The organism is Paenibacillus sp. FSL R7-0302, from assembly GCF_038006885.1.
Lineage (GTDB): Bacteria > Bacillota > Bacilli > Paenibacillales > Paenibacillaceae > Paenibacillus_AQ.
On sequence record NZ_JBBOWB010000001.1, the window covers coordinates 3732030 to 3752042 of the forward strand.

At 53.1% G+C, this 20013-nt stretch carries 15 protein-coding genes; 5 read left to right on the forward strand and 10 right to left on the reverse strand.

All coding sequences use genetic code 11. From position 1 onward, the window contains the following. Positions 1 to 137 precede the first annotated feature (137 nt). Both MKY96_RS16420 and MKY96_RS16425 read left to right on the forward strand, forming a co-directional pair. Positions 138 to 995, forward strand: a complete 858-nt coding sequence (locus tag MKY96_RS16420; RefSeq protein WP_340941687.1) for an AraC family transcriptional regulator — start codon at positions 138 to 140, stop codon at positions 993 to 995. Between the two features lie 101 nt (positions 996 to 1096). Continuing rightward, the gene (locus MKY96_RS16425) at positions 1097 to 1609 is read left to right on the forward strand and encodes a GNAT family N-acetyltransferase (protein ID WP_340941688.1); all 513 of its coding nucleotides are present in this window, start codon (positions 1097 to 1099) and stop codon (positions 1607 to 1609) included. 264 nt (positions 1610 to 1873) lie between these two features. On the opposite strand, the gene MKY96_RS16430 is transcribed toward MKY96_RS16425, so the two are convergent. Then, the gene (locus MKY96_RS16430) at positions 1874 to 3850 is read right to left on the reverse strand and encodes a hypothetical protein (RefSeq protein ID WP_340941690.1); all 1977 of its coding nucleotides are present in this window, start codon (positions 3848 to 3850) and stop codon (positions 1874 to 1876) included. 148 nt (positions 3851 to 3998) lie between these two features. On the opposite strand from MKY96_RS16430, the gene MKY96_RS16435 reads away from it, so the two are divergent. Beyond that, positions 3999 to 4841, forward strand: a complete 843-nt coding sequence (locus MKY96_RS16435) for an AraC family transcriptional regulator (protein WP_340941691.1) — start codon at positions 3999 to 4001, stop codon at positions 4839 to 4841. A gap of 93 nt (positions 4842 to 4934) precedes the next feature. Here the strand turns inward: MKY96_RS16435 and uidA are convergent, their stop codons facing one another. Genes uidA through MKY96_RS16455 form a run of 4 tightly spaced genes read right to left on the reverse strand, consistent with a single transcriptional unit; the run spans position 4935 to position 9946 of the window. After that, positions 4935 to 6746 carry a beta-glucuronidase gene (gene uidA, locus MKY96_RS16440; protein ID WP_340941692.1) on the reverse strand — a complete coding sequence of 604 codons (1812 nt, stop codon included), beginning with the start codon at positions 6744 to 6746 and terminating at the stop codon, positions 4935 to 4937. Positions 6747 to 6782: 36 nt separating this feature from the next. Further along, positions 6783 to 8132: an ABC transporter substrate-binding protein gene (locus tag MKY96_RS16445; protein WP_340941693.1), complete on the reverse strand. Its 1350-nt coding sequence runs from the start codon at positions 8130 to 8132 to the stop codon at positions 6783 to 6785. A gap of 27 nt (positions 8133 to 8159) precedes the next feature. Further along, positions 8160 to 8990 (reverse strand): carbohydrate ABC transporter permease, encoded by an 831-nt coding sequence (locus MKY96_RS16450; RefSeq protein ID WP_209875756.1) that lies wholly within the window; start codon positions 8988 to 8990, stop codon positions 8160 to 8162. 11 nt (positions 8991 to 9001) lie between these two features. Continuing rightward, positions 9002 to 9946, reverse strand: a complete 945-nt coding sequence (locus MKY96_RS16455) for a carbohydrate ABC transporter permease (RefSeq protein ID WP_340941695.1) — start codon at positions 9944 to 9946, stop codon at positions 9002 to 9004. Positions 9947 to 10136: 190 nt separating this feature from the next. On the opposite strand from MKY96_RS16455, the gene MKY96_RS16460 reads away from it, so the two are divergent. Continuing rightward, complete coding sequence (locus tag MKY96_RS16460) at positions 10137 to 11936, forward strand: sensor histidine kinase (protein WP_340941696.1); 1800 nt, start codon at positions 10137 to 10139, stop codon at positions 11934 to 11936. After that, the gene (locus MKY96_RS16465) at positions 11926 to 13533 is read left to right on the forward strand and encodes a response regulator transcription factor (RefSeq protein ID WP_340941698.1); all 1608 of its coding nucleotides are present in this window, start codon (positions 11926 to 11928) and stop codon (positions 13531 to 13533) included. The genes MKY96_RS16460 and MKY96_RS16465 overlap by 11 nt, the downstream gene beginning before the upstream one ends. 35 nt (positions 13534 to 13568) lie before the next feature. On the opposite strand, the gene MKY96_RS16470 is transcribed toward MKY96_RS16465, so the two are convergent. The 5 genes from MKY96_RS16470 to MKY96_RS16490 all read right to left on the reverse strand — a co-directional run bounded on the left by MKY96_RS16470 (position 13569) and on the right by MKY96_RS16490 (position 19309). Continuing rightward, on the reverse strand, positions 13569 to 14687 hold the full coding sequence (locus MKY96_RS16470; protein WP_340941699.1) for a GNAT family N-acetyltransferase: 1119 nt from the start codon (positions 14685 to 14687) through the stop codon (positions 13569 to 13571). Between the two features lie 80 nt (positions 14688 to 14767). Beyond that, the gene (locus MKY96_RS16475; protein WP_340941701.1) at positions 14768 to 16075 is read right to left on the reverse strand and encodes an ABC transporter substrate-binding protein; all 1308 of its coding nucleotides are present in this window, start codon (positions 16073 to 16075) and stop codon (positions 14768 to 14770) included. Between the two features lie 100 nt (positions 16076 to 16175). After that, positions 16176 to 17006: a carbohydrate ABC transporter permease gene (locus tag MKY96_RS16480; protein WP_340941702.1), complete on the reverse strand. Its 831-nt coding sequence runs from the start codon at positions 17004 to 17006 to the stop codon at positions 16176 to 16178. Between the two features lie 11 nt (positions 17007 to 17017). Continuing rightward, positions 17018 to 17929, reverse strand: coding sequence for a carbohydrate ABC transporter permease (locus MKY96_RS16485; RefSeq protein ID WP_340941703.1), 912 nt, complete (start codon positions 17927 to 17929; stop codon positions 17018 to 17020). A 63-nt stretch (positions 17930 to 17992) separates the two neighbouring features. Then, a complete protein-coding gene (locus MKY96_RS16490; protein ID WP_340941704.1) occupies positions 17993 to 19309 on the reverse strand; it encodes an ABC transporter substrate-binding protein in 1317 nt (438 codons plus the stop codon). Between the last annotated feature and the right edge of the window lie 704 nt (positions 19310 to 20013).

The following is a 20013-nucleotide window of genomic DNA, read 5'->3' on the forward strand; positions in this document are numbered from 1 at the left end:
GATTCTTGCAGCACTTGCAAGCGCTTCCTTTTCCTGTATTATAGTAAATATCTGCTAGTCTAGTCGTTGCACATCAGAGAGAATATATTGCGCGGATACCGATAATCCCAATATTACCATTTGAAGGAATGTATGCCATGGAACAGGATGTCCTATATGTGTTCACCCCGATCCCGGAAGAAATGATCTGCTTCCACAAGTCAACCACCACGGAGCAGCTCAACCCGGCTCAGCCCTACCACCGGCATGATGCTTACGAAATCTACCTGTTTCTGAGAGGCAATGCCTATATGTATGTGGAGCAGGCCTGTTACCAGCTGGCCCCCGGCGATCTGCTCCTGATCCGGCCCGGTGAGATGCACCGGTGCGTCTGTGCCGACAACCAGCCGTATGAACGGATCGGGCTGAATCTGAGAAGGTCCGCCCTTCAGCGGCTGTCCAGCAGCCGGACGAATCTGCTGGCCTGCTTCCAATCCTCACCCTCCGGGCTGAACACACTGATCCGGCTCTCCCGTGAACAGTGCGCCTTCTACTCCCGGCTGGCGGACCAATTGATTCATAGCCTCCACTCGCAGGATTACGGACAGGACCTGCTGGCCGATTGCTATGCCACCCGACTGCTTGTATTCATTAATACCCTGCAGCAATCCTCCTCCGCCCTGCCGCACAATCTCATGCCGGAGCTGGTCCGGATGACGATGTCCTACATCGAGGAGCACCTGCTCGAACCGATCTACTCCGCTCAGCTGGAGCAGGAATTTCATTACAGCGGCAAATATATAAGCCAGCAATTCAAAGAGCATACGGGACTTACCATCCGCTCTTATATTGTCAATAAGCGCATCTCCCTGGCCATGAGCCACCTTGCCGCCGGCAAGAGCGTCGCGGCCGCCTGCGAGCTGTCCGGCTTCAGCGATTACGCCAACTTCATCCGCAGCTTCACCAAGGTAGCCGGAGTATCTCCGGGCAGATACCGGGCAGGGATGCTGCCGTAAGTGCCCGGGCATTCTTTTGAAAAAGGTAAGGTTCATTATAGCGGTCTTTTCCCTTACGTTCGGCGTAATGTGCTGATACAGTAGGTTAAGAGAATAATATTATGGGGATTAAGATGAAGGCGACAATTCAACCAATAACAGATACAAACAAGGAACAATTTGAGAACTTATTTAATTATTATCTCTACGAGCTTTCTGCTTACTCACAGGAGGATGTTGGAACAAAAGGCATCTACGAAATGGAAGACATCTCGCCATATTATAGGGATGAACGGTTGCATCCTTACTTCATCACGTTTAATGGCAAAATCGTTGGGTTTATTCTGGTTACCTCTCCTCCTTATGTTGCACAGGAAGTGGACTATTCAGTGCAGGAGCTGTTTGTATTGCCCAAATACAGAGGCACGGATATAGCCAAAGATGCGGTCATGCAAATCTTCACACTGCATCCGGGCAAGTACGAGGTGGGGATGTTCAAATCGAATGTAAAAGCGGTTAAGTTCTGGACAAAGCTTATAGCAGCACTGGAAATTCCGGTCTCCGCAGAAGACGGGGTCACTGAAGTTCAAGGAAAAGTATTGCAGACAGCTGGTATGAAATTTACGGTAGCTTAATCGGAGCTGTCCCAGAAACCATGAAACGGCTGCTTGGGATAGCTCTTTCTGCTGGAGTAGATTCAGCATGAGCACCTGGGGGAGGGGACACTCCGACATTACCTGCGTATCAGCAAAATATATGCTGTTTTTCGCATACATTCAGGCCTCACGCCTGCGCATCAGCAAATGTATGCTGTTTTTCGTTCCCACAATAAAAGGGGCTGTCACTTTTGGGACAGCCCCATATTTTTGACAGAATATCAACATTGAGAATGAACAGCTTTACTCGCTGTCCGCCTCCCAGTAATCGCCAACCAGACCTTCAATAATACTGCCGCTGGCCCAGGGCATCAGACAGAACCAGGTGCTGGCCGGTGAGCCGTCACTGTAGGTCTCTGTTACCAGCCCTTCGGAATGACAGAAGCGCTCGGACATCCAGCCCGTCAAGCCGTGATCGAATTCCCGGTCATACCGGTTGTAGGTCTGACAGCCCCAGCCGACGGTATCCAGCATCCGCTGCTTCACATACGGATCTTCACGCCGCTTCACATAATAGTACAGCTCATCGACCACGCTGCTCGACATGGGATGAATATGCGGATTGGCGACTGAGGTCACGCTCCCCCCCGAGCTGGACCAGCCCACTGTGCTGAGCGGCGGCACCTTAACCGGTGAATTATAGGCGAATTTGAAGGTGAACTCGTAAGCAAGCGCATCCCGCATATGATCCAGATACAGCTCATCTCCTGTGAGGGCGTGCAGATATCTGACCGCACGGATGTACGCCAGAATCCCTTCAGAATCTACCGCCTTATCCGCATCAAGCGGCGCCCCATAACATTCCATCCGCTTCACATAGGTCTCATAATAATGCCGCTCGCTGCGCTTCAGGCTGTCCAGATGCGACCGGTTTCCGGTTAGCCAGCTGTAGTAGGCGATTGCAGCCATAATCCAGGTTCCGCTGAAGGAATCGTATTCAAGCCCGGCACCGGTTCGCTCGGAGAGAATCGTCGGGTATTCATCGTCCGAATTCCGGCTTCGTTCCAGTACGGGGAGAATCTTCCGCACGAAGTCCACCCACTCCTCGTGAACGACATGCTTGAGCCGTTTCTCATATTCATAGGCCTTCATAATATAGAATAAGGCCTGTCCGCACAGATAGGCGGAATGTCCCGGAGTACGCATTCCGTCGAACCACCAGCCGTTAATACTCCATTTCCCGTCCTGATAGGCCTCGTAAGGGAGACCGGAAGCCGGATTCAGGGAGTTCCCGATGATATTCTCAATGCAGGAGAGTGCCTGCCCGCGCATCGGCTCATCCCCCAGCCGCAGCGCAGCCATCAGCATAGGAGTGGCTACAGTCAGACCGTCTGTCCAGCTGGTCGAGATGATTTTATTATACCGGTACCCGCCCGTCTCCTTGTCCTCATAGACGAAGGTAGTGTAGCTCCGGTCCTCAGGCAGCCACGCATATTGATAGATCGCCTTCGACAGATCGGCCGCAGCGGTCCGCATATCACTTCCAGATCTCGGTGGCTGATGATAGCGGAAATAGATGTCTTCCAGCGCAGTATTAATGCCCAGCTCAGACTCAGCCTTGTAGTCATACAGATCCAGCATGAACGCTACAGACTCTGAGGCCGCCAGTTCAAAGCAGTTCTCCTCCAGCGGTGCCCGTTCCTTGACAAGACGCGATTTGATGAACAGAAGCGGAGCATTCTCATACCCCAGTGTATAGCCGACCGTTCCCTTGGCAAGTGAGCAGGTGAAGCCGCCATACTGGTAGAACTCCCCTTCATGCCCGGGCCTCCACTGGGACTTCACCCCATCTTGGTGTACAAAGTAAGGGCTGGCACACAGTCCCCATACCTTACCGTTGTCATATGCCAGCGCCGCCGGATGCGACAGCCGGTCGCTTCGGACCATCCACCAGGGAGAAGAAGGACGCGAGGGTTGGCCGTCTCTAAGCCGCGGGAACTCATTCGGAACATTCTGCGGTGCCTCTCCGCGGTTGCGCCCATACATAAAGGCAGGAAGAAAAAAGCGCGGGGCTGTCTTCGCAAACGGCAGCTCTACATGAATGACACCCGACCACGGCGTGCTGTTCAGATTCGTGATCGTTACAGATGCCTGATACGGCTGCACGGCACTGCCTGCTCCGCCTGTTATCTCGACGGATGCTTGTAATCCATGTCCGTTCAATCCGGTATATTCAGGATCTTCCTGAAGCTTGCTTCTTGCCGTTATGATCAGTTCCATCATCCTATCCTCCAGTCCGGTGTGTACAATACAACGCTTGCAATTCATATCCTGACATGCTAGGATAATGACATTTTAAAGTAGTTCCAGAGAAGAATCCTTGCGAATTCCGCGCGATCTATTGCGCCAAATGACCTGGAGGTTACCGATGAACGACCCTTTTGAGCTGCGGTATGATCCTATCCATAAAGATTTCCTCTACCTGCACAGGACGACTACCTATAATATGGGGACCTTCTATCACCGCCATGAAGCGTATGAGTTATACTTGTTCCTGCGCGGCAATGTCAACTTCTATATTGAGAACAGCTGTTACCATATGGAACGAGGTGATCTGCTTGTGATGAATCCGGAAGAGATGCACCGTTCCTTCAGCCAGGATGAATCAGAATACGAACGGATCACGATCAATCTCCAAAAATCCTATCTGCACCGCCTGTCTACTCCGGCTACCCCGCTATCCTGGTGCTTCGACTACCGTCCGAAGGGTAAGGGCAACATTGTGCATCTGGAGGAAGCCGAGCTTCAACAGGTGCTACGGTTGACCGGTGACTTGGAGAAGGCCCTCTCATCGGATGCGTATGGAGCAGATATCCTCGCCAACAGCATGCTTGCTCAATTATTGGTGCTAACCAATGCGGCGTTTCATAAGACAAGTATCGTTCCTGCCAATATCATGCCGGAGCTGGTCCGTAAGACTATGGAGTACATTGACGCCCATCTGGAGCAGACCATCACGCTGGAGCAGCTTAGCAACACCTTTCATTTGAACAGCACCTATATTAGCCGTCAGTTCAAACAGCACACAGGCCTGACGCTACGTTCCTACATACTGGACCGCAGGATTTCGTTGGCCAAGGCTTACCTCCGCGACGGGCTTAGCCTTACCGAGGCCTGTTATCAATCCGGCTTCAGCGATTACGCCAATTTCATCCGCAGCTTCACCAAGATCGCCGGAGTATCCCCTGGAAGGTACGCCAAGCAGGAATAAACAGTTCGGAGTGCGGCAAAAAAACAAGCCTCCCGTAACGGGAGGCTTGCAGGTTCGCAGGCTTGCAAACTTACGCTGCAACTTAAACTCAATCTACTTCTTATACCCAAAATCCGGTATAGCCGTCCATCTCCGGCGCAGCTCGTGGGCTGCCGCCTTGGGCTTGCGGTCACGGGTGAAGATGCCCTTCTTGTTCCCCTGCACGCGGATGATGCCCTGGCTGGTGGCAAAGTCGGCGAAATTCCATACCTGCTCGCCCACAAAATCCTGGAACTCGTCGAAGACTTCATGGTTCGCCCGGTAGAACGCCACCTGGTATTCTTCCGTGAACATGATCGGCTCCACATCATGGAGTCCGGCCACGGTATCGGTTCCATATTCGGTCATCATCATCGGCTTGCCCGGGCAACGCCGGGTCCAGGCTTCCAGCTCCAGCCGCAGCTTGTCCTTCGCCGACTCCAGATCTCCCCCGTCCACGTACCAACCGTAATACCGGTTGAAGGCCAGCACATCGATCAGTTCAGAGATCCTGTCGTTCGCCGGCGAAGCCTCAATATGCGTTACCAGCGTAACCGGACGATGCTGCGGGTCTTCTTCCCGCAACTGCTCAATCAGCGGCTTGAAATATTCATAAGCCCCATCCTCATAAGAGGCTGGTTCATTAGCCACATTCCACATCACTACACAGGCATGGTTCTTATCCCGGTTAATCAGCTCCCGGATCACCTGCTGGTGATGCCCGAAGGTCTGGACCTCTGCCCAGGTATCCTTCTTCGAACCTCCTGAGAACATCACCAGGAAATTAAGATCCAAGCCTACCGCCGGAGTCTCATTAATCACGACGAAGCCTTCACGGTCGGCCAGACGCATCACTTCCTCGGCATACGGATAATGCGCCGTGCGGAAGGAGTTGGCCCCGGACCATTTCATCAGATTGAAATCCATAATGTTCGCGGCTTCATCCAGTCCCCGTCCATGGAACGGGGTATCCTCATGTCTGCCGTAGCCCTTGAAGTAGAACGGTTCGCCATTGATCAGGAACTGCCCGTCCTTCACCTCTACCGTCCGCACACCGAACGGCAGCTTATAGACATCAACCAGCTGCTCCGCTTGCAGAAGCTCAATCTTCAGGGTGTACAGATAGGCATTCAACGGCTGCCATAGGATCACGCCGGGAAAATCCAGAGTGCCGGACCGCCCTGAACCTGAGCAGACCGCCTTCCCCTCTTCATCCAGTAGCGTGACCCGGACCTCCGCTTCTCCGCTAATGTCCACGCTATAGCGGACTATCCCCTGCCTCTCCTTCCCCTGCTCCTCCTTGTAATCGGTCACTACAGTAACGTCCTGAACGAAGGTCTGCGGCGTGGAGTAGATCCGCACTGGCCGCTGCAATCCGGCAAAGTTGAAGAAATCGAAATTCGGCTGATTCTTCACCTTGGTCTTCCCGTCCGGGCCTTCAGTCTCTGTGTACAGGCCTACAGGCAGTGTCGTGTAATCCACGACATTATGAACAGCCACCGTCAACCGGTTCGTTCCAGGGCGGATATAGCCGTTAATTACGCCCTCGAAGGGAAGGAAGCCGCCGGCATGCTCCATTACCAAGCTTCCATTGATAAATACCTTCGCCTTATGGGTAGCCGAGCCGAAGCGCAGCACCAGCCGTTCATTCAGGATGTTCGCCGGGAGCGTCAGCTCCCGCTCGTACCAGACCCAGCCGACATGATTACGAATCTCCGGGCTTACGCCAAGATCATTGTAAGCCGAGGGCACCGCCATAGGGATCGTATCTGTGAGCTTCGATGCCTGCCAGCTCTCGTCCCAGCCGGAGCCATCGTCCAGCTTGAAATTCCATACCCCGCCCAGATCGTACAGACTGCGGGTTTCCGTCATTATTGGATACAGCACGGGCAGCACTCCTATCTAAATCTGTGATATCTGCTCTTAGGATTTGGAATCAATAATCTTCTGAATCTTGGTTTGTGCATGCTGAATCGTATCATCAATACTTTGACCGGACAGCAGCATTTTGTCGAACTCCTCCAGCAGCACCTTCTCCAGCTCTGCGTGATAAGGCACCGCTGTAGCTGCTGTAGTCGGTATAGTATTCTCCAGAACATAGAGCAGCGAAGCCTTGTCGATCATTTCCGGGGTCTTGCTGCCTGCGATAATCCGGTCCACCACATCTTTCAAGTCAGCTTTTTTCCAGGACGGAATATTCTTCCCTTGCAGTACAATCCCCTCGGTGGAGAACCAGCGGATGAAGGTGTAGGCTTCGTCTTTATGCTTGGACTTGCTGTAGATGCTCAGGACATCCCCGCTCACGTTCGAGGACATCGGATCTTCGATCTTCATCTTCGGCAGCGGAGCGAACACGGTCTTGAAGCTGGCCGGAATCGTCTCCGTTCCGCCAGTCTCCGGGATCAGGAAGGAGCCGGTGACAAGCATACTGGTATCCTGGTTGAAATATTGCGGTCTGTAGTTCAGCTTCTGGCTGACCACCTCGGAATACGGGGTTGCGGAGCCTTCCGTTTCTCCCCGAAGCCGCAGCTCAAGCGACTTGCGCATGAATGGATTGTCAATATTGGCGGTCTTGCCGTCATCGGTAGTCAGATTCGCATTCACCGCCTGTCCGAAGGTCTGTGCCACATACCCGTATTGAATCCAGCTGTGGAAGTAGGTGCCATACCGGGTCTTATCGCCCGTTTTCTTCGTCATCGCCTTAGCGTAATCCATATACTGATCCCACGTCCAATCCTTAGGCAGCTCAAGTCCCGCTTCCTTCAAATGATCCTCATTGATGATCACCAGACCCTGGGAGGACTTGCCGGGCAGTCCATAGACCTTGCCGTCAATGCTGGTATCGGCTGTATATTCATCCTTGAAATTGATGCCGTCCTTCGCCAGATAATCATCCAGCGGCTGGATCATACCGAGCCCTGCACGCTGGGACAGGAAGGTCATATTACTGAACATGAGGATATCCAGATCATCGCCGCCGGCCACCGCAAGGTCCAGCTTCTTATAATACTCGTTGGAGTTGTTGTCCTCCGCAGAGGCAAATTCCACCTTAATGTTCGGATGCTGCTTCTCGAACTCGGCAATGACGATATCCCAGTTGTCCATTTTTTTGGCGTACCAGTTGCTCAGCTTAATGGTTACCGCTTGTTCTGCATCTGTTCCGGCACCCGTTGCCGCCGGCTCCTTCTCTGCATTGCCGGCCCCTCCGCAACCGGATACCAGCAGGGATAACAGCGGTATAGCGATGAATAGATTGCGTTTTACTTTTGACATGATTTGGCCCCCTGTAATGTAATTAGTCTAGCCTTTGACACTGCCCATCGCAACTCCCTCAATCACCTGCTTCTGGCCGATCATGAAAATAATTAACAATGGCAGAATGGCTGATACGGCACCTGCCATCATTAAGGAGTAGAACTCGCCGCTGAAATCAGCGAATTTCCGGATGCCCAGCTGCAGGGTAAACAATGAATCGGAACGAAGGAAGATCAGCGGATTCTGGTAATCATTCCAGGTCCAGATAAAGCGGAGAATCATATAGGTAGCAAGGGCTGGCTGCACCAGTGGCATGGCAATCCGCATGAAGATCGTCCAATGGCCCGCTGCATCAATCCGCGCCGATTCAATAATTTCATCATGGATTCCCAGGAAGAACTGTCTCAGCAGGAAGGTTCCCAGCACGCCGGAGGCGGCAAGCAGCACCAGGCCGAAATGGCTGTCGAAGAGTCCAAGCCAGCGGTACATGATGAACTGCGGAACCAGAATGGCCTGCGTCGGAATCATGAAGGTGGCCAGGACAACCAGGAAGAGGATGTCCCGCCCTTTGAAAATGATTTTGGAGAAGCCGTAAGCCGCCATAGCGGAGATAATCAGCGACAGCGCTGTAGACATCAGGGTAACCTTCGTCGTGTTCCAGTAATAGAGTGTGAACGGCACGGCTCCCGCCCATACCTGCTTGTAGTTCTCCACCGCATTCCATTTCGACGGAATCCATTCTATCGGATATTTCATCACATCCAGCTCGGGCTTGAAGGAGGCGGAGAGCATCCATAAGAACGGCATGATGAACAGGATGCCCGCTACCCCCATGAAAACGGTAACAATAACACGGTTAAGCTTGATCGATCGCATGTGTATACCTCCTAGTAGTTGACCCATTTCTTTTGTCCGACCCATTGAAACAAGGTCACCAGCAGGATGAGGATCAGCAGAATAATGCCCATCGCCGAAGCATAGCCCGACTCCAGATTGACGAACGCCACCTCATACAGATAGTAGACAATAACTGAGGTTGAGCCTGCCGGGCCGCCGCCGGTTAACACCATAATGAGATCGAAGACCTTGAAGGACCCGACAACTCCTGTGATCAGCAGGAAGAAGGACGTAGGCGACAGCATCGGCAGTGTAATTTTGAAGAATTGTCTGAGCGGTGAGGCCCCGTCCACATCGGCGGCTTCATACAAATCCCGTGAGATATTCTGAAGGCCCGCCAGATAGATGACCATGTTGAAGCCCAGTGAAGTCCACACCATAATAATCATGACCGAGATCAGGGCGAACTTGGGATCAGCCAGCCACATGGGCGGATGCTCGATCCCTATAGATCTGAGGAAGCCGTTGATCGGACCGTTGTTCGGGTGATAGAGCACTCTCCAGAGCAGGGCGATGGCCACGAAGCTCGAGATGAAGGGCATGAAGTAGATCACTTTGAAAAAGGTTTTGAAATACGTTGCCTTGTTGATCAGCACCGCCAGCACCAGCGCCAGGAACATCGCTACCGGAACAACGGCAATCATGATCAGGTTGTTGTAGAGCGAGCGGTGAAAGGACTCGTCCTGTACCAGCCGGGTGTAGTTATCCAGACCGATAAATTGAAATCCGTCCAGCCCGGATACAAAGTTCCAGTTCGAGAAGCTGATCACACCGGATAGGAGAATCGGAATAATTACCAGCGTTACGGTCAGAATGAGCATGGGGGCAATGAATAAATACCCTGCAATATTGTCGTAAAAGGATTGCTTGCGCATCTTGCTTATCCCGGGGCTGCCGGACCGTTGTGCCGTCCCCTCTTCAGTAATAACGTCCACTGTATCCACCTCTTTTTATGTTTGTAGCTTCATTATAGAAGGGCAACTTTTATTGCACATGCAACGAATTTATCTGTGGTGAAAACTTTGTATAGCATTATTTTTTCTAAATTGAAAAATTTATTGGATGAGCCGAACCGCAGAATCAAGTACCATAAGTCTGTGAAGGTCTACAACTGGAGGGATATTAATGAAAGAAAAGCACAGGCTCAGTCAGCTCTCCTTCCGGCAAAAGCTAATCCTTACCTCCATCGCCTGCCTGGTCATTCCGGCACTGGGGATGCTCTATATTACCAACGTCTATTCCAAGCTGATTATCCGGGAACATTCCCTGGAGAAGGCCACGCAGTCCCTGAGAATTGTCCAGTCGCAGATTGATGTCATCTTCGAGGAGATGGTGTCGGTGTCGAACTTCGTTCACTTCGACCCGGAGATCAAGACCCTGCTGGAGGATGCCAAGACCAATCCCGTAGCTGCGCGGACCCTGACCAGCCGCCTGGAGCAGGTGGCCGGAGACACCATCGATCTGAGGATCACTCTGCTGGATAAGGAAGGACATGCCTATTCCGATTATTCCTTCTATGATTATGATCCCCGGCAATTTCTGAAGCGGCGCTGGTTCTCTACGCTGGAGCAGCTCCCTCCGTATGACACCTTATTTATGGGAGCAGAAGACAATTACCTGACCTCCCTGCAGGCTGAGCAGCCGTATATCTTCATGACAGCGCGTGCCTTAAGAGAAGAAACGACTGCCGCTCCCTACGCTTACCTGATTGTCAGCCGCAGCGAGGCTTCGATCCGTGAACGGTTTGCTTCACTGGAAGAGGATGTGTATCTGCTGGATGAAGAGGAGAACATTCTGTCGAACCGGAACCAGGAGCTGATAGGCACAAGCTTTGACCATCTGCTGCCTGTAGATGAGCTTGTCTTCCCTGACATCGTCAAGTTCAAGGGGGAGAATCAGCTCCTCCTCTCGCTGCCGCTGAAGTTTGCCAGATGGAGACTCATCAGTGTCGCTCCCTATGAGCAGCTAACAGAAAGGTTGAATGGGATTAACCGGACCGGCCTGATTATTCAGACGATATTTGCGGTCAGCTTCTTGTTCGCGCTGACGGTTCTGCTGCGGAGATTCACCAAGCCTGTGCTTGTTCTGGGCAAGGCGGCCCGCCGGGTGGAAGACGGGGATCTCATGGTCCGCTCGGGCATCCGGGGAGCCGATGAGATCGGCAGCCTGGGGCACTCCTTCGATAACATGCTGGACCGGGTACAGCTGATGCTCAGGCAGGTGGAGACGGAGCAGGAACTCAAGCGCCAGGCGGAGATTGCGATGCTGCAGGCCCAGATTAACCCTCATTTTCTATTTAATGTACTAAGTTCGATCCGGCTGAAGCTGCTGATGAAGCAGGATGAAGAGAATGCTGCGATTGTCGGCTCCCTCTCCGCTATGCTGCGGGCCAGCTTCTCCAGCCGGGAGGAATTCGTCTCCATTGCCAGTGAGCTTGATTTCACGAAGCAGTATATGGAATTAATGCGGTTCACGATGAGATATCCTACGGAATATGCAGTGCATGTGGACAAAGAGCTGCTGCTGGAGACGGTGCCGAGGTTCATCCTGCAGCCTATTATTGAGAATGCTTACAAGCACGGGTTCTTGCAGGGCGGAGGGCGGGTGGTCATCACCATCGGACTCGTTCAGTCCAGGCTAACCATTACCATCGAGGATAACGGCACGGGAATGGAGGAGCATACGCTCGCAGCCCTGCTTCAGCACATCAGGCAGAAGGATGCGGAGATCGGCGCCTTGAGTGCTGACGGGACGCCAGTGGCAGAGTCCGCTCACGGCATCGGATTAATCAACGTCTACCAGCGGCTCAAGCTAATCTACGGGGAGCGCTTCGAGATGAACATTGAGAGCATTCACGGGGGGCGCACCACCGTACAGTTAATCATGCCCGTGAAGCGGATAGGAGCAGATAATCATGACCTATAAAGTAGTACTGGCAGACGATCATTATCCGGTGCTGGAGTATTTAAGCACTTCGATTCCCTGGGACACCCTCGGCCTTGAACTATCGGCTTGCTGCTCGGACGGCAGACAGGCCTGGGAAGCCTGCCAGCTGCATCAGCCGGATATTCTGCTTACGGATATCGGCATGCCGGCGATGAATGGACTGGAGCTAATCCAGAAGGCGCGGGAGATGAACCCTCAGCTTCAGACGATTATCCTGTCCTGCCACGGGGAATTCGAATATGCCCAGAAGGCTGTGAAACTGAATGTGGCCGAATATATATTGAAGGAGAGTCTGCAGATCGATCAGGTGATTGCCGTATTGACGGAAGCGGTGGCCCGGCTGGAGGTGAAATTGAAATCCCGTAACCACTATCTCCAGATGGAGAAGCTGGTCAGCCAGAACCACGCCGCCATCCGGACCAGGTTCATCCGCATGTTCGTGGAGCAGCCGGTCTGGGATGAAGCCGAGTGGTTCGGACAAGCCGAAGCGATGGGCATCAGCCTGCACAAAGGCACCCCGTATCTGCCTGTACTGGCGGTCCCGGAGCGCTCCTATGAGCTGGAGAGGCGGTTCGGCGGAGTCGTGAACCTGCAATTCGTAATGGATAATGTGCTGCAGGAATTTCTGGAGATTGACGGCATTATCCAGTTCGCGCTGACGGAACGGCAGTTCATCCTGTTCATTCCTTTGCCGCATATCCTCGTCCGCAATCTTTATGAGGAGTTCCGTGATAACTTCCGGCATGTCCAGAGAATGGCGAAGCTGCATCTGCGGATGGGAATTTCCTTCTTTTACGGGGAGGCTACTCCAAGTCTGATCGATATCAAGAAGCAGATTCAGGCGCTGCTGGATTCCCAGGCCCTGCGCTTCTATACTGCCGAGGGAGCGGTTATGAAGTATGCACCTGTCCAGACCAGCGGCGAGGACCTGTTCGTGCATTATTCGGAGATCCTTCAGCAGCTAAGGGACTGCATTCAGCAGGAGGACAGCCCGCAGCTTGCGGCCAAGGTCAGGGAGATCAAGCAGTATATCGGGGACCAGAAGTATCCGGTGGAGAGTGTGAAGAGCTGGCTGCTCAAGATGGTGATGGAGCTGGAATTGAAATATGTCGTCATGCAGAACTTCGTCAGCAACTTCAACAGTGAGCGGCTCCAGCGCTCAATCCAGGAATTCGAAACGCTGGAGCAGCTTATGGAATGGCTGGAGGAATTCCTGAAGGATAAAATACTCATGCTAAGCTCCATGTGGAAGCAGAATGTCCGCAAAGAAATAGCCGAAGCCAAACGGTATGTGATGAATCATATAGGCGAGAAGGTCGGAATGGAGGAGATGGCGAAGCGCCTGGGCCTGAACCCCACCCATTTCAGCCGGTTATTCCGCCTGGAGACCGGGCTGACCTTCATCGAGTACGTGACCAGAGTGAAAATGGAGCAGGCCCGCGATCTCCTGAATCAGACGAATCTGACCATCGTGGAAATCGCGGAGCAGCTGGGTTATGACAACGTCAGCTACTTCATCAAGCTGTTCCGTAACTTCTCCGGCATGACTCCGGCGGAATTCCGCAAGTCGCTGTAGGCGGGAACAGCCGGGATTATCGCGCGACGGATGACTCAGTATTTATCAATCTTGTACCAGAACAGGGGCAGCGGGAACCAGCCTGCGGGTGCAGGCAAGGCCATATAACGGCTGTGCTGTGTAAGCAGCAGGGCCTGGGCCTGCTGCCTGCTAAGTACAACTGCATCCGGCTTGGCTGACCGCTCGACGCTCACGCCCTCTTCGTCCACCCGCGCCGTCACCGGCTGTCCGTCCATGACTGCGGTGAATTCTCCCGGGATAATGCCTGTGGTCTTATACTTCAGCGTGAGGTACGCCTTCAGGACATTGGCGAAATCCAAAATATGATACATATCCGAGTTCTCGGTCACGAAGTCTTCCGCAATGCCGCCAAGAGCCTTATTCAGCGGGATGTCATATTCCGGCGCGTGCAACGTTATCTGCCCTTCGCTGATGTAAGCCATATAGGCCTTGATCGTCCGCAGAATGTCATCCGCCCTCTTCAGCGCGATTTCAGCGATATCATCGCCCGCTTCGTTGACAACCAGATACCCGATCAGCTTGCCCTGATCCAGAACGCCGAGTGCCTTTTGACAGAGTGTACTGAAAATCAGCGGCAATTGCTCTAAGTTACGTTCAACATAAGCAAGCCGTGAGGTGTTCATGTTATGAGCAAATTCTGCTCCTCCTTCAACCTCAAACAGCGGACTGAAGGATATTCCGGTGTCATTCACCCCTATTAAGCCATGGCGGACATTGGCCTCTGCCACGGTATATTTGAACTTGACACCGCCAAGCGTGAAGCCGAAATACTCATATCTCTGCCGCTGTCCATATAATACAACCATATCACAGGTACCCTGCAGCTCTTCAAGCCACAGGTTCATCAGCGCTTTCATATGACCTTCGCCTCGCGCACGCGGATGAACAGATACCGTACCCAGATAGCCGGTGCGCAGCGTATGATCACATACCGTCAGAGACTCTGGAAAAACAGCCACCAGCGCACGCAGCCTGCCTTGCTCGTCCACAGCAACCTTATGCATCGCTGATGAATCTACACTCTTGTCATACGCCTTGGGCATCAGAATTTCAAAATCAAAGCGGAAGGCAAGGTTGGCCAAATCTATGTATTCCTCGCGTTCGTGCGGAGCTGCCGTTCTGTAGTTAACCATTGTCGTCCTACCTTTCCAGTCTGTATATTCAACTGCTTCCCTGACTATATTCTATGGGCATCCCCCATCTCCTGCTCAGGTCACTCTGATTGCTGCCGCTTGGCCGCAGCCTCATCAATCGCCTGCTGGATATTGGCCAGTGCGGTCTCCATGGGCTGTCCGGCAAGATACTGGTTGACGCCCTCCAGAATCTTCACCTGGAGCGACTCGGTCGATACCGTATGCGGCCAATAGAGCGTGGCGTCCTCGCGCGTTACCGCAGCGGCAATGGACGAGACCGAATCGCTCCGGTCCGTCGGGGCCGAGATGACCGAAGGCACGGCCAAAGCGCCTGCGGCCAGCTTCTCCTGTGTAGCCCTGCCGTTCATGAACGCCACGAATTGCTTGGCCTCCTCGGGATGCTCCGTCCGCGAGCTGATCACCCGGTACGTGCCGACATTGATGTTCGGCACCGTCCGCACACTGCCCGGCACCATCATGAACCGGATATCCTGTGCCGGATTCCGCTCCTTGATGCTGGGGATGTCCCAGGTGCCGGTAATAATCATGGCCGCCTGGCCTGTGCCGACCAGATCCTTGGCCTGCTCATGCTTCAGGCTCTTCCAGTTGGGCGGCACGAACCCCCGGTCGATAATCTCCCGGTGCTTCTGGATGGCATCCACGAACACCGGATCATCGATAGTGATCTCCCCGCTCTCCAGCTTCTTCGTCCAGGCGGCATCCGCCCCGTTATCCGACATGATAGACCCCCAGAAGAACTGGGCCGTGGACCACTCCGCATCCATTGCCACCGGAATAAGCCCTTCCTGCTTCAGCTTCACGCAGAGCGCAAGGAACTCGTCCCAGGTGCGCGGAACCTCCAGCCCGAAAGAGTCGAACAAGGTTTTGTTGTAGAGCAGCCCGTCACTGTGCATGACCTCCGGCGCTCCGTATACCCGGCCGCCCACCGTAACCGGCAGCAGGGAGTTCGGGTAGAATTCCTTGAGGAAATCGGCTCCGGTCAGGTCCAGGTACATATCGCTCCGCAGAGCGCGGAATTCCTCGAACAGGCTGGGCGACCACGTATCGAATACATCCACCTTCTCACCGCCAAGCAGCCGGATCTTGATCCCCGCTGTATAATTATTGTTCTGGATGAAATCTGCATCGATCTGGATGTGGGGATACAGCTTCTCGAATTCGCCAATCGCGTCAAAATACACTTTGCCTGCTTGTGCCGTATCCAGCAGATAGCTGGAGTACCGGAGGGTGACAGGTTCGCCGGTGTCTGCCGCTCCGCCTCCGCCGGACAGCAGGGAAGCGTCTGTACTGCTCCGGGTATCACAGCCGCCAATCGTGAACAGCAGCAGAACAATGCTGCCCCCGATACCGGGTCTCCACTTCTTCATGACGCTTCCCCTTCCTTAATCTATTCTCCATTCGCTTCTGTAACGTTCTTGCCCTATCGTTATATTCTGACCGATCCAATAGATTGCAGTCAACGGACAATCAGAGCTTGCCCCCCGAAGTTGCAATCCCTTCGATAAATTGCCGCTGGAACAGGATGTAGATTAGCAGCATCGGCCAAATGGCCAGCACGGAAGCCGCCATCAGCTCCGGGTAGTCCACGGCGAAGGCGCTTTGAATCTTAGCCAGGGCCGAGGAGAGGGTCGCCGCGTCCGAGCTTGTGTTGACGATCATCGGCCACATCAGGTCCTTGAAGGAGAAAAGGGCCGTGAATATCCCGAGGGCCACCAGACCGGAGCGGACCAGCGGGAGCATGATTCTGGCGAAGGTCTGGCCGATATTGCAGCCGTCGATCTTCGCCGCCTCCTCCAGCTCCTTAGGCAGGCCCATGAAGAATTGTCTCAATAAGAAGGTACCGAAGGCACTGACCAGCCCCGGAAACAGCAAGGCAAAGATCGTATTGCGCATCCCCAGCGCATCGACCATCAGATATTGCGGGATGATGAAGATCTGGGTCGGCACCATCATCTGGAACAGCACCAGACTGAAGCAGAAGTCACGCCCCGGAAATCTTAGTCTGGCAAAAGCATACGCCGCCATCGCGCTGAACATCACCGCGCATAGCACCCGCAGAGCCATCATCGCAAACGTATTCCAGTACAGGATCAAAAAATTATTCTGCCGCCATACCTCCAGATAATTCTCCATCCGCCAGGTCTTGGGGACAAAGATAAAGGGATTCATCGAGGTGGACTCCGTAACCGACTTGAACGAGGTCAGCACCATCCAGACGAACGGAAGAATCATCGCGGCTGCTCCCAGGAGCAGCACAAGGTGGGCTAAGATACGGTTAAGTTGTTTATGTTTGGCCATAGTGCCGCCTCCTACATGTAGTTGACCCATTTTTTTTGCGCTCGCATCTGGAAGAAGGTGATGATCATGATCAGCGCGAGCAACACCATTACAATCGCTGAGCCATAACCCTTGTTGGAGTACTTGAACGAATTATTATAGAAGAGATACACAAGCGATACTGTATGGTCATAGGCCGGGTTACTCACATCGATCATCATATAGATGACATCGAACACTTGCATGGCCTGGATAATCGTGGTCACCACAACAAAGAACAATGTTGGCGTTACAAGCGGCAGAGTGATCACGAAAAATTGGCGCACCCGGCTGGCTCCGTCGATATCCGAGGCCTCGTAGTAGTCCTTCGGGATCTCCTGCAGACCGGCGAGCAGCAGCACCATATTATAGCCGATGACACTCCAGATTCCGATCACCGCGATGGATAAAATCGCTACCCTCGGGTCCGTCGTCCAGTTGACAGCCGGAAGGCCCAGCTTGGATAGCCCGTAATTAATGAGGCCGTAGTGCTGGTTATACATCCAGCGCCATACCATGGTCACTGCCGCAGGAGCGGCGACCATCGGGATGAAATAGATCGTGCGGTACAACGAGCGGCCCGCGAGCTTACCGTTCAGCAGGACGGCCACCAGCATGGCGATGGCAATGCTGACAGGAACGACCAGCAATGTATAGAGCAGTGTATTGCCGACCGCATGCCATACCTGGGGATCATGAATCAGCTTGCGGTAATTCTCCCCTCCGATATAGATATTGCCTCTGCTGAAATCTCCGCTCTTGAAGAAGCTAAGGTAAGCGGTCTGCACTATTGGAATGAAGTTGAGGACGATAAGGCCGATCATCGTTGGCGCGATCAGGAACCAGCCCCAGGACCATTCATTCCAGGTTTTGGCTCCTATTTTCCTCTTGACGGGTTGATTCATCTGCTTTCCTCTCCTATCAAACTTGCGGCAGCCCCCAGGCTGCCGCAGGCATATGACTCTTGCTTATTTCTCTTCCGCGAGACTCTCATTCATCACCTTCGCTGCATTACGGGCTGCTTCCTCTACGGACACCTTGCCGGAGAACGCCGGCTTCAGCGCTTCATAAGCCTTGTCTTCCCAGACAGCCGTTGTATTGGAATACGGACGGATTACGCCATAGCTGACCATGTCAACGAATGCCTTGATGTTGAAGGTCTTGTTCGAATCCACCCATTTGTCAGCCGCACCTTTGTACGCCGAGATGGCAACACCCAGCTCCGCCTGGCGCTCCTGGCCTGTCTTGGAGCTTAAGTATTCCACGAACTTCCACGCTTCCTCAGGATGCTTCGTCTTGGCGTCAACCGCATTGCCAAGGCCGTTATAGATGGAGGCCTGTGCAGCCTTCTTGGGCAGGACGGCCACATCGAAATTCTTCGCCATGAACTCGTTCTCTGTGAAGCCGCTAAGGTTCCATGAACCGAACAGGCCCATCGCCGCCTTGCCGTTCTTCAGCAGATCGGCACGCTCGGCATCTCCGTACACCTCAGGGGACAGTCCGTCACGTACGAAGCTTATATAGAAATCCAGCGCTTCGATCGTCTTCGGATCGTCATAGCCTGACTTCTTGTCCGCTGTAATAATGGTGCCGCCATTCTGATAGACGAAGTTGTAATACCCCTCCTGGTTGTGCATCGGCGCGAGGAAGCCGTATACCCCGTCCTTGGTGAGCGCTTTCGCTGCGCTGTGCAGATCATCCCAGGTCCAGTTCTCATCCGGGTATTTCACACCCGCCTCGTCAAACAGCGTCTTGTTGTACCACAGTCCGATGGTATCGAAATCCTTCGGAACCGCATATTGCTTGCCCCCCAGATTATAGATCTGGTTCAGGCCTTCCGGGTAATTCTCCAGCTTGACTTCTTCGCTCTTACTGATGCGGTCTGTCAGATCAAGCAGCATGCCGTTGTTCGCATAGCGGTAGATCTCATTTGAGTGCATCCAGAAGACATCCGGCAGCGAGCCGCCGGTGGCTCCCGCTTCAAGCATCGTCCAATAATCGGACCAGCCGGTCACCTCAATATCGACCTTGATGTCCGGGTTCTTGCTCTCGAATTCATCGGCAATGGTCCGCAGCCCCTTCTCCTGATTGGAATCCCAGATCGCGTAGGTCAGCTGGACCTTCTCTCCGCTTGCCGCCTGGGTAGCCGCTGCGGCATCCGTTGCCTCTGCCGGTGGTGAAGCCGATGTATTGCTGTTGCTGTTGCCGTTACCACTGCCGCAAGCCGTCAAGGTGACCGCCGCAAGTAAGATAGACAACACGGTAGCCAAGCTTTTTTTCTTCACTAGAATTACCCCCAACTTCCATTTAGGATGTGCTGCATCTGCTGCACCTCCAATAGTAGGTGAAGGGGGCAGGTATCGAAATGGCTGTTTTTTACGGAACATTTCCTTTTTTTGACCAATCCCCGGAAGCGGCAAGAAGTGCACCCGCAGCGGATGCACTTCTTTTACAGACTCTGTTCTTTTTTTGACAATTGCCGTTCTAGTAGATCATCAGAACTAAAGAAGTGAATGGGGTTCAACCGTGAAGCGCATTATAGCCTATGGTTCCAAGTAGACATTCAGTGATAGTTGCAAAATGTACACTTAAAAACAGCGAAAAAGAAGGCTTACCTCTTCTAGCTGTAATCTGTACAACTAAATCTGCCCCAAAGGACGGAACCCAGGGAAAGTAGAGATTTTAATTGTACGAAATACAACTAAGGTGAGAAGAAGGAGTAAAACAGACATTTTAGTTGCACAAAATACAATTAAGCGTAGCGCTCATGAGCAGGTATGGTAATCGGGGCGCTGCAAACCCACAGCAAACGATTTACCAAAGCGATTTATACTGGTGGATGGGCCACTATCCTGCCTGAATGACTAGAGGAGTGGATCGCCCCTTCAGGTGCCATTCCCAGATGAAGACGGGAGTTGTCCATTAAAGGCGTAATAGCTCGGCGTAACGGACTGAGGCGCGCTTATTCTGGTTTAACGTCACCACTTGG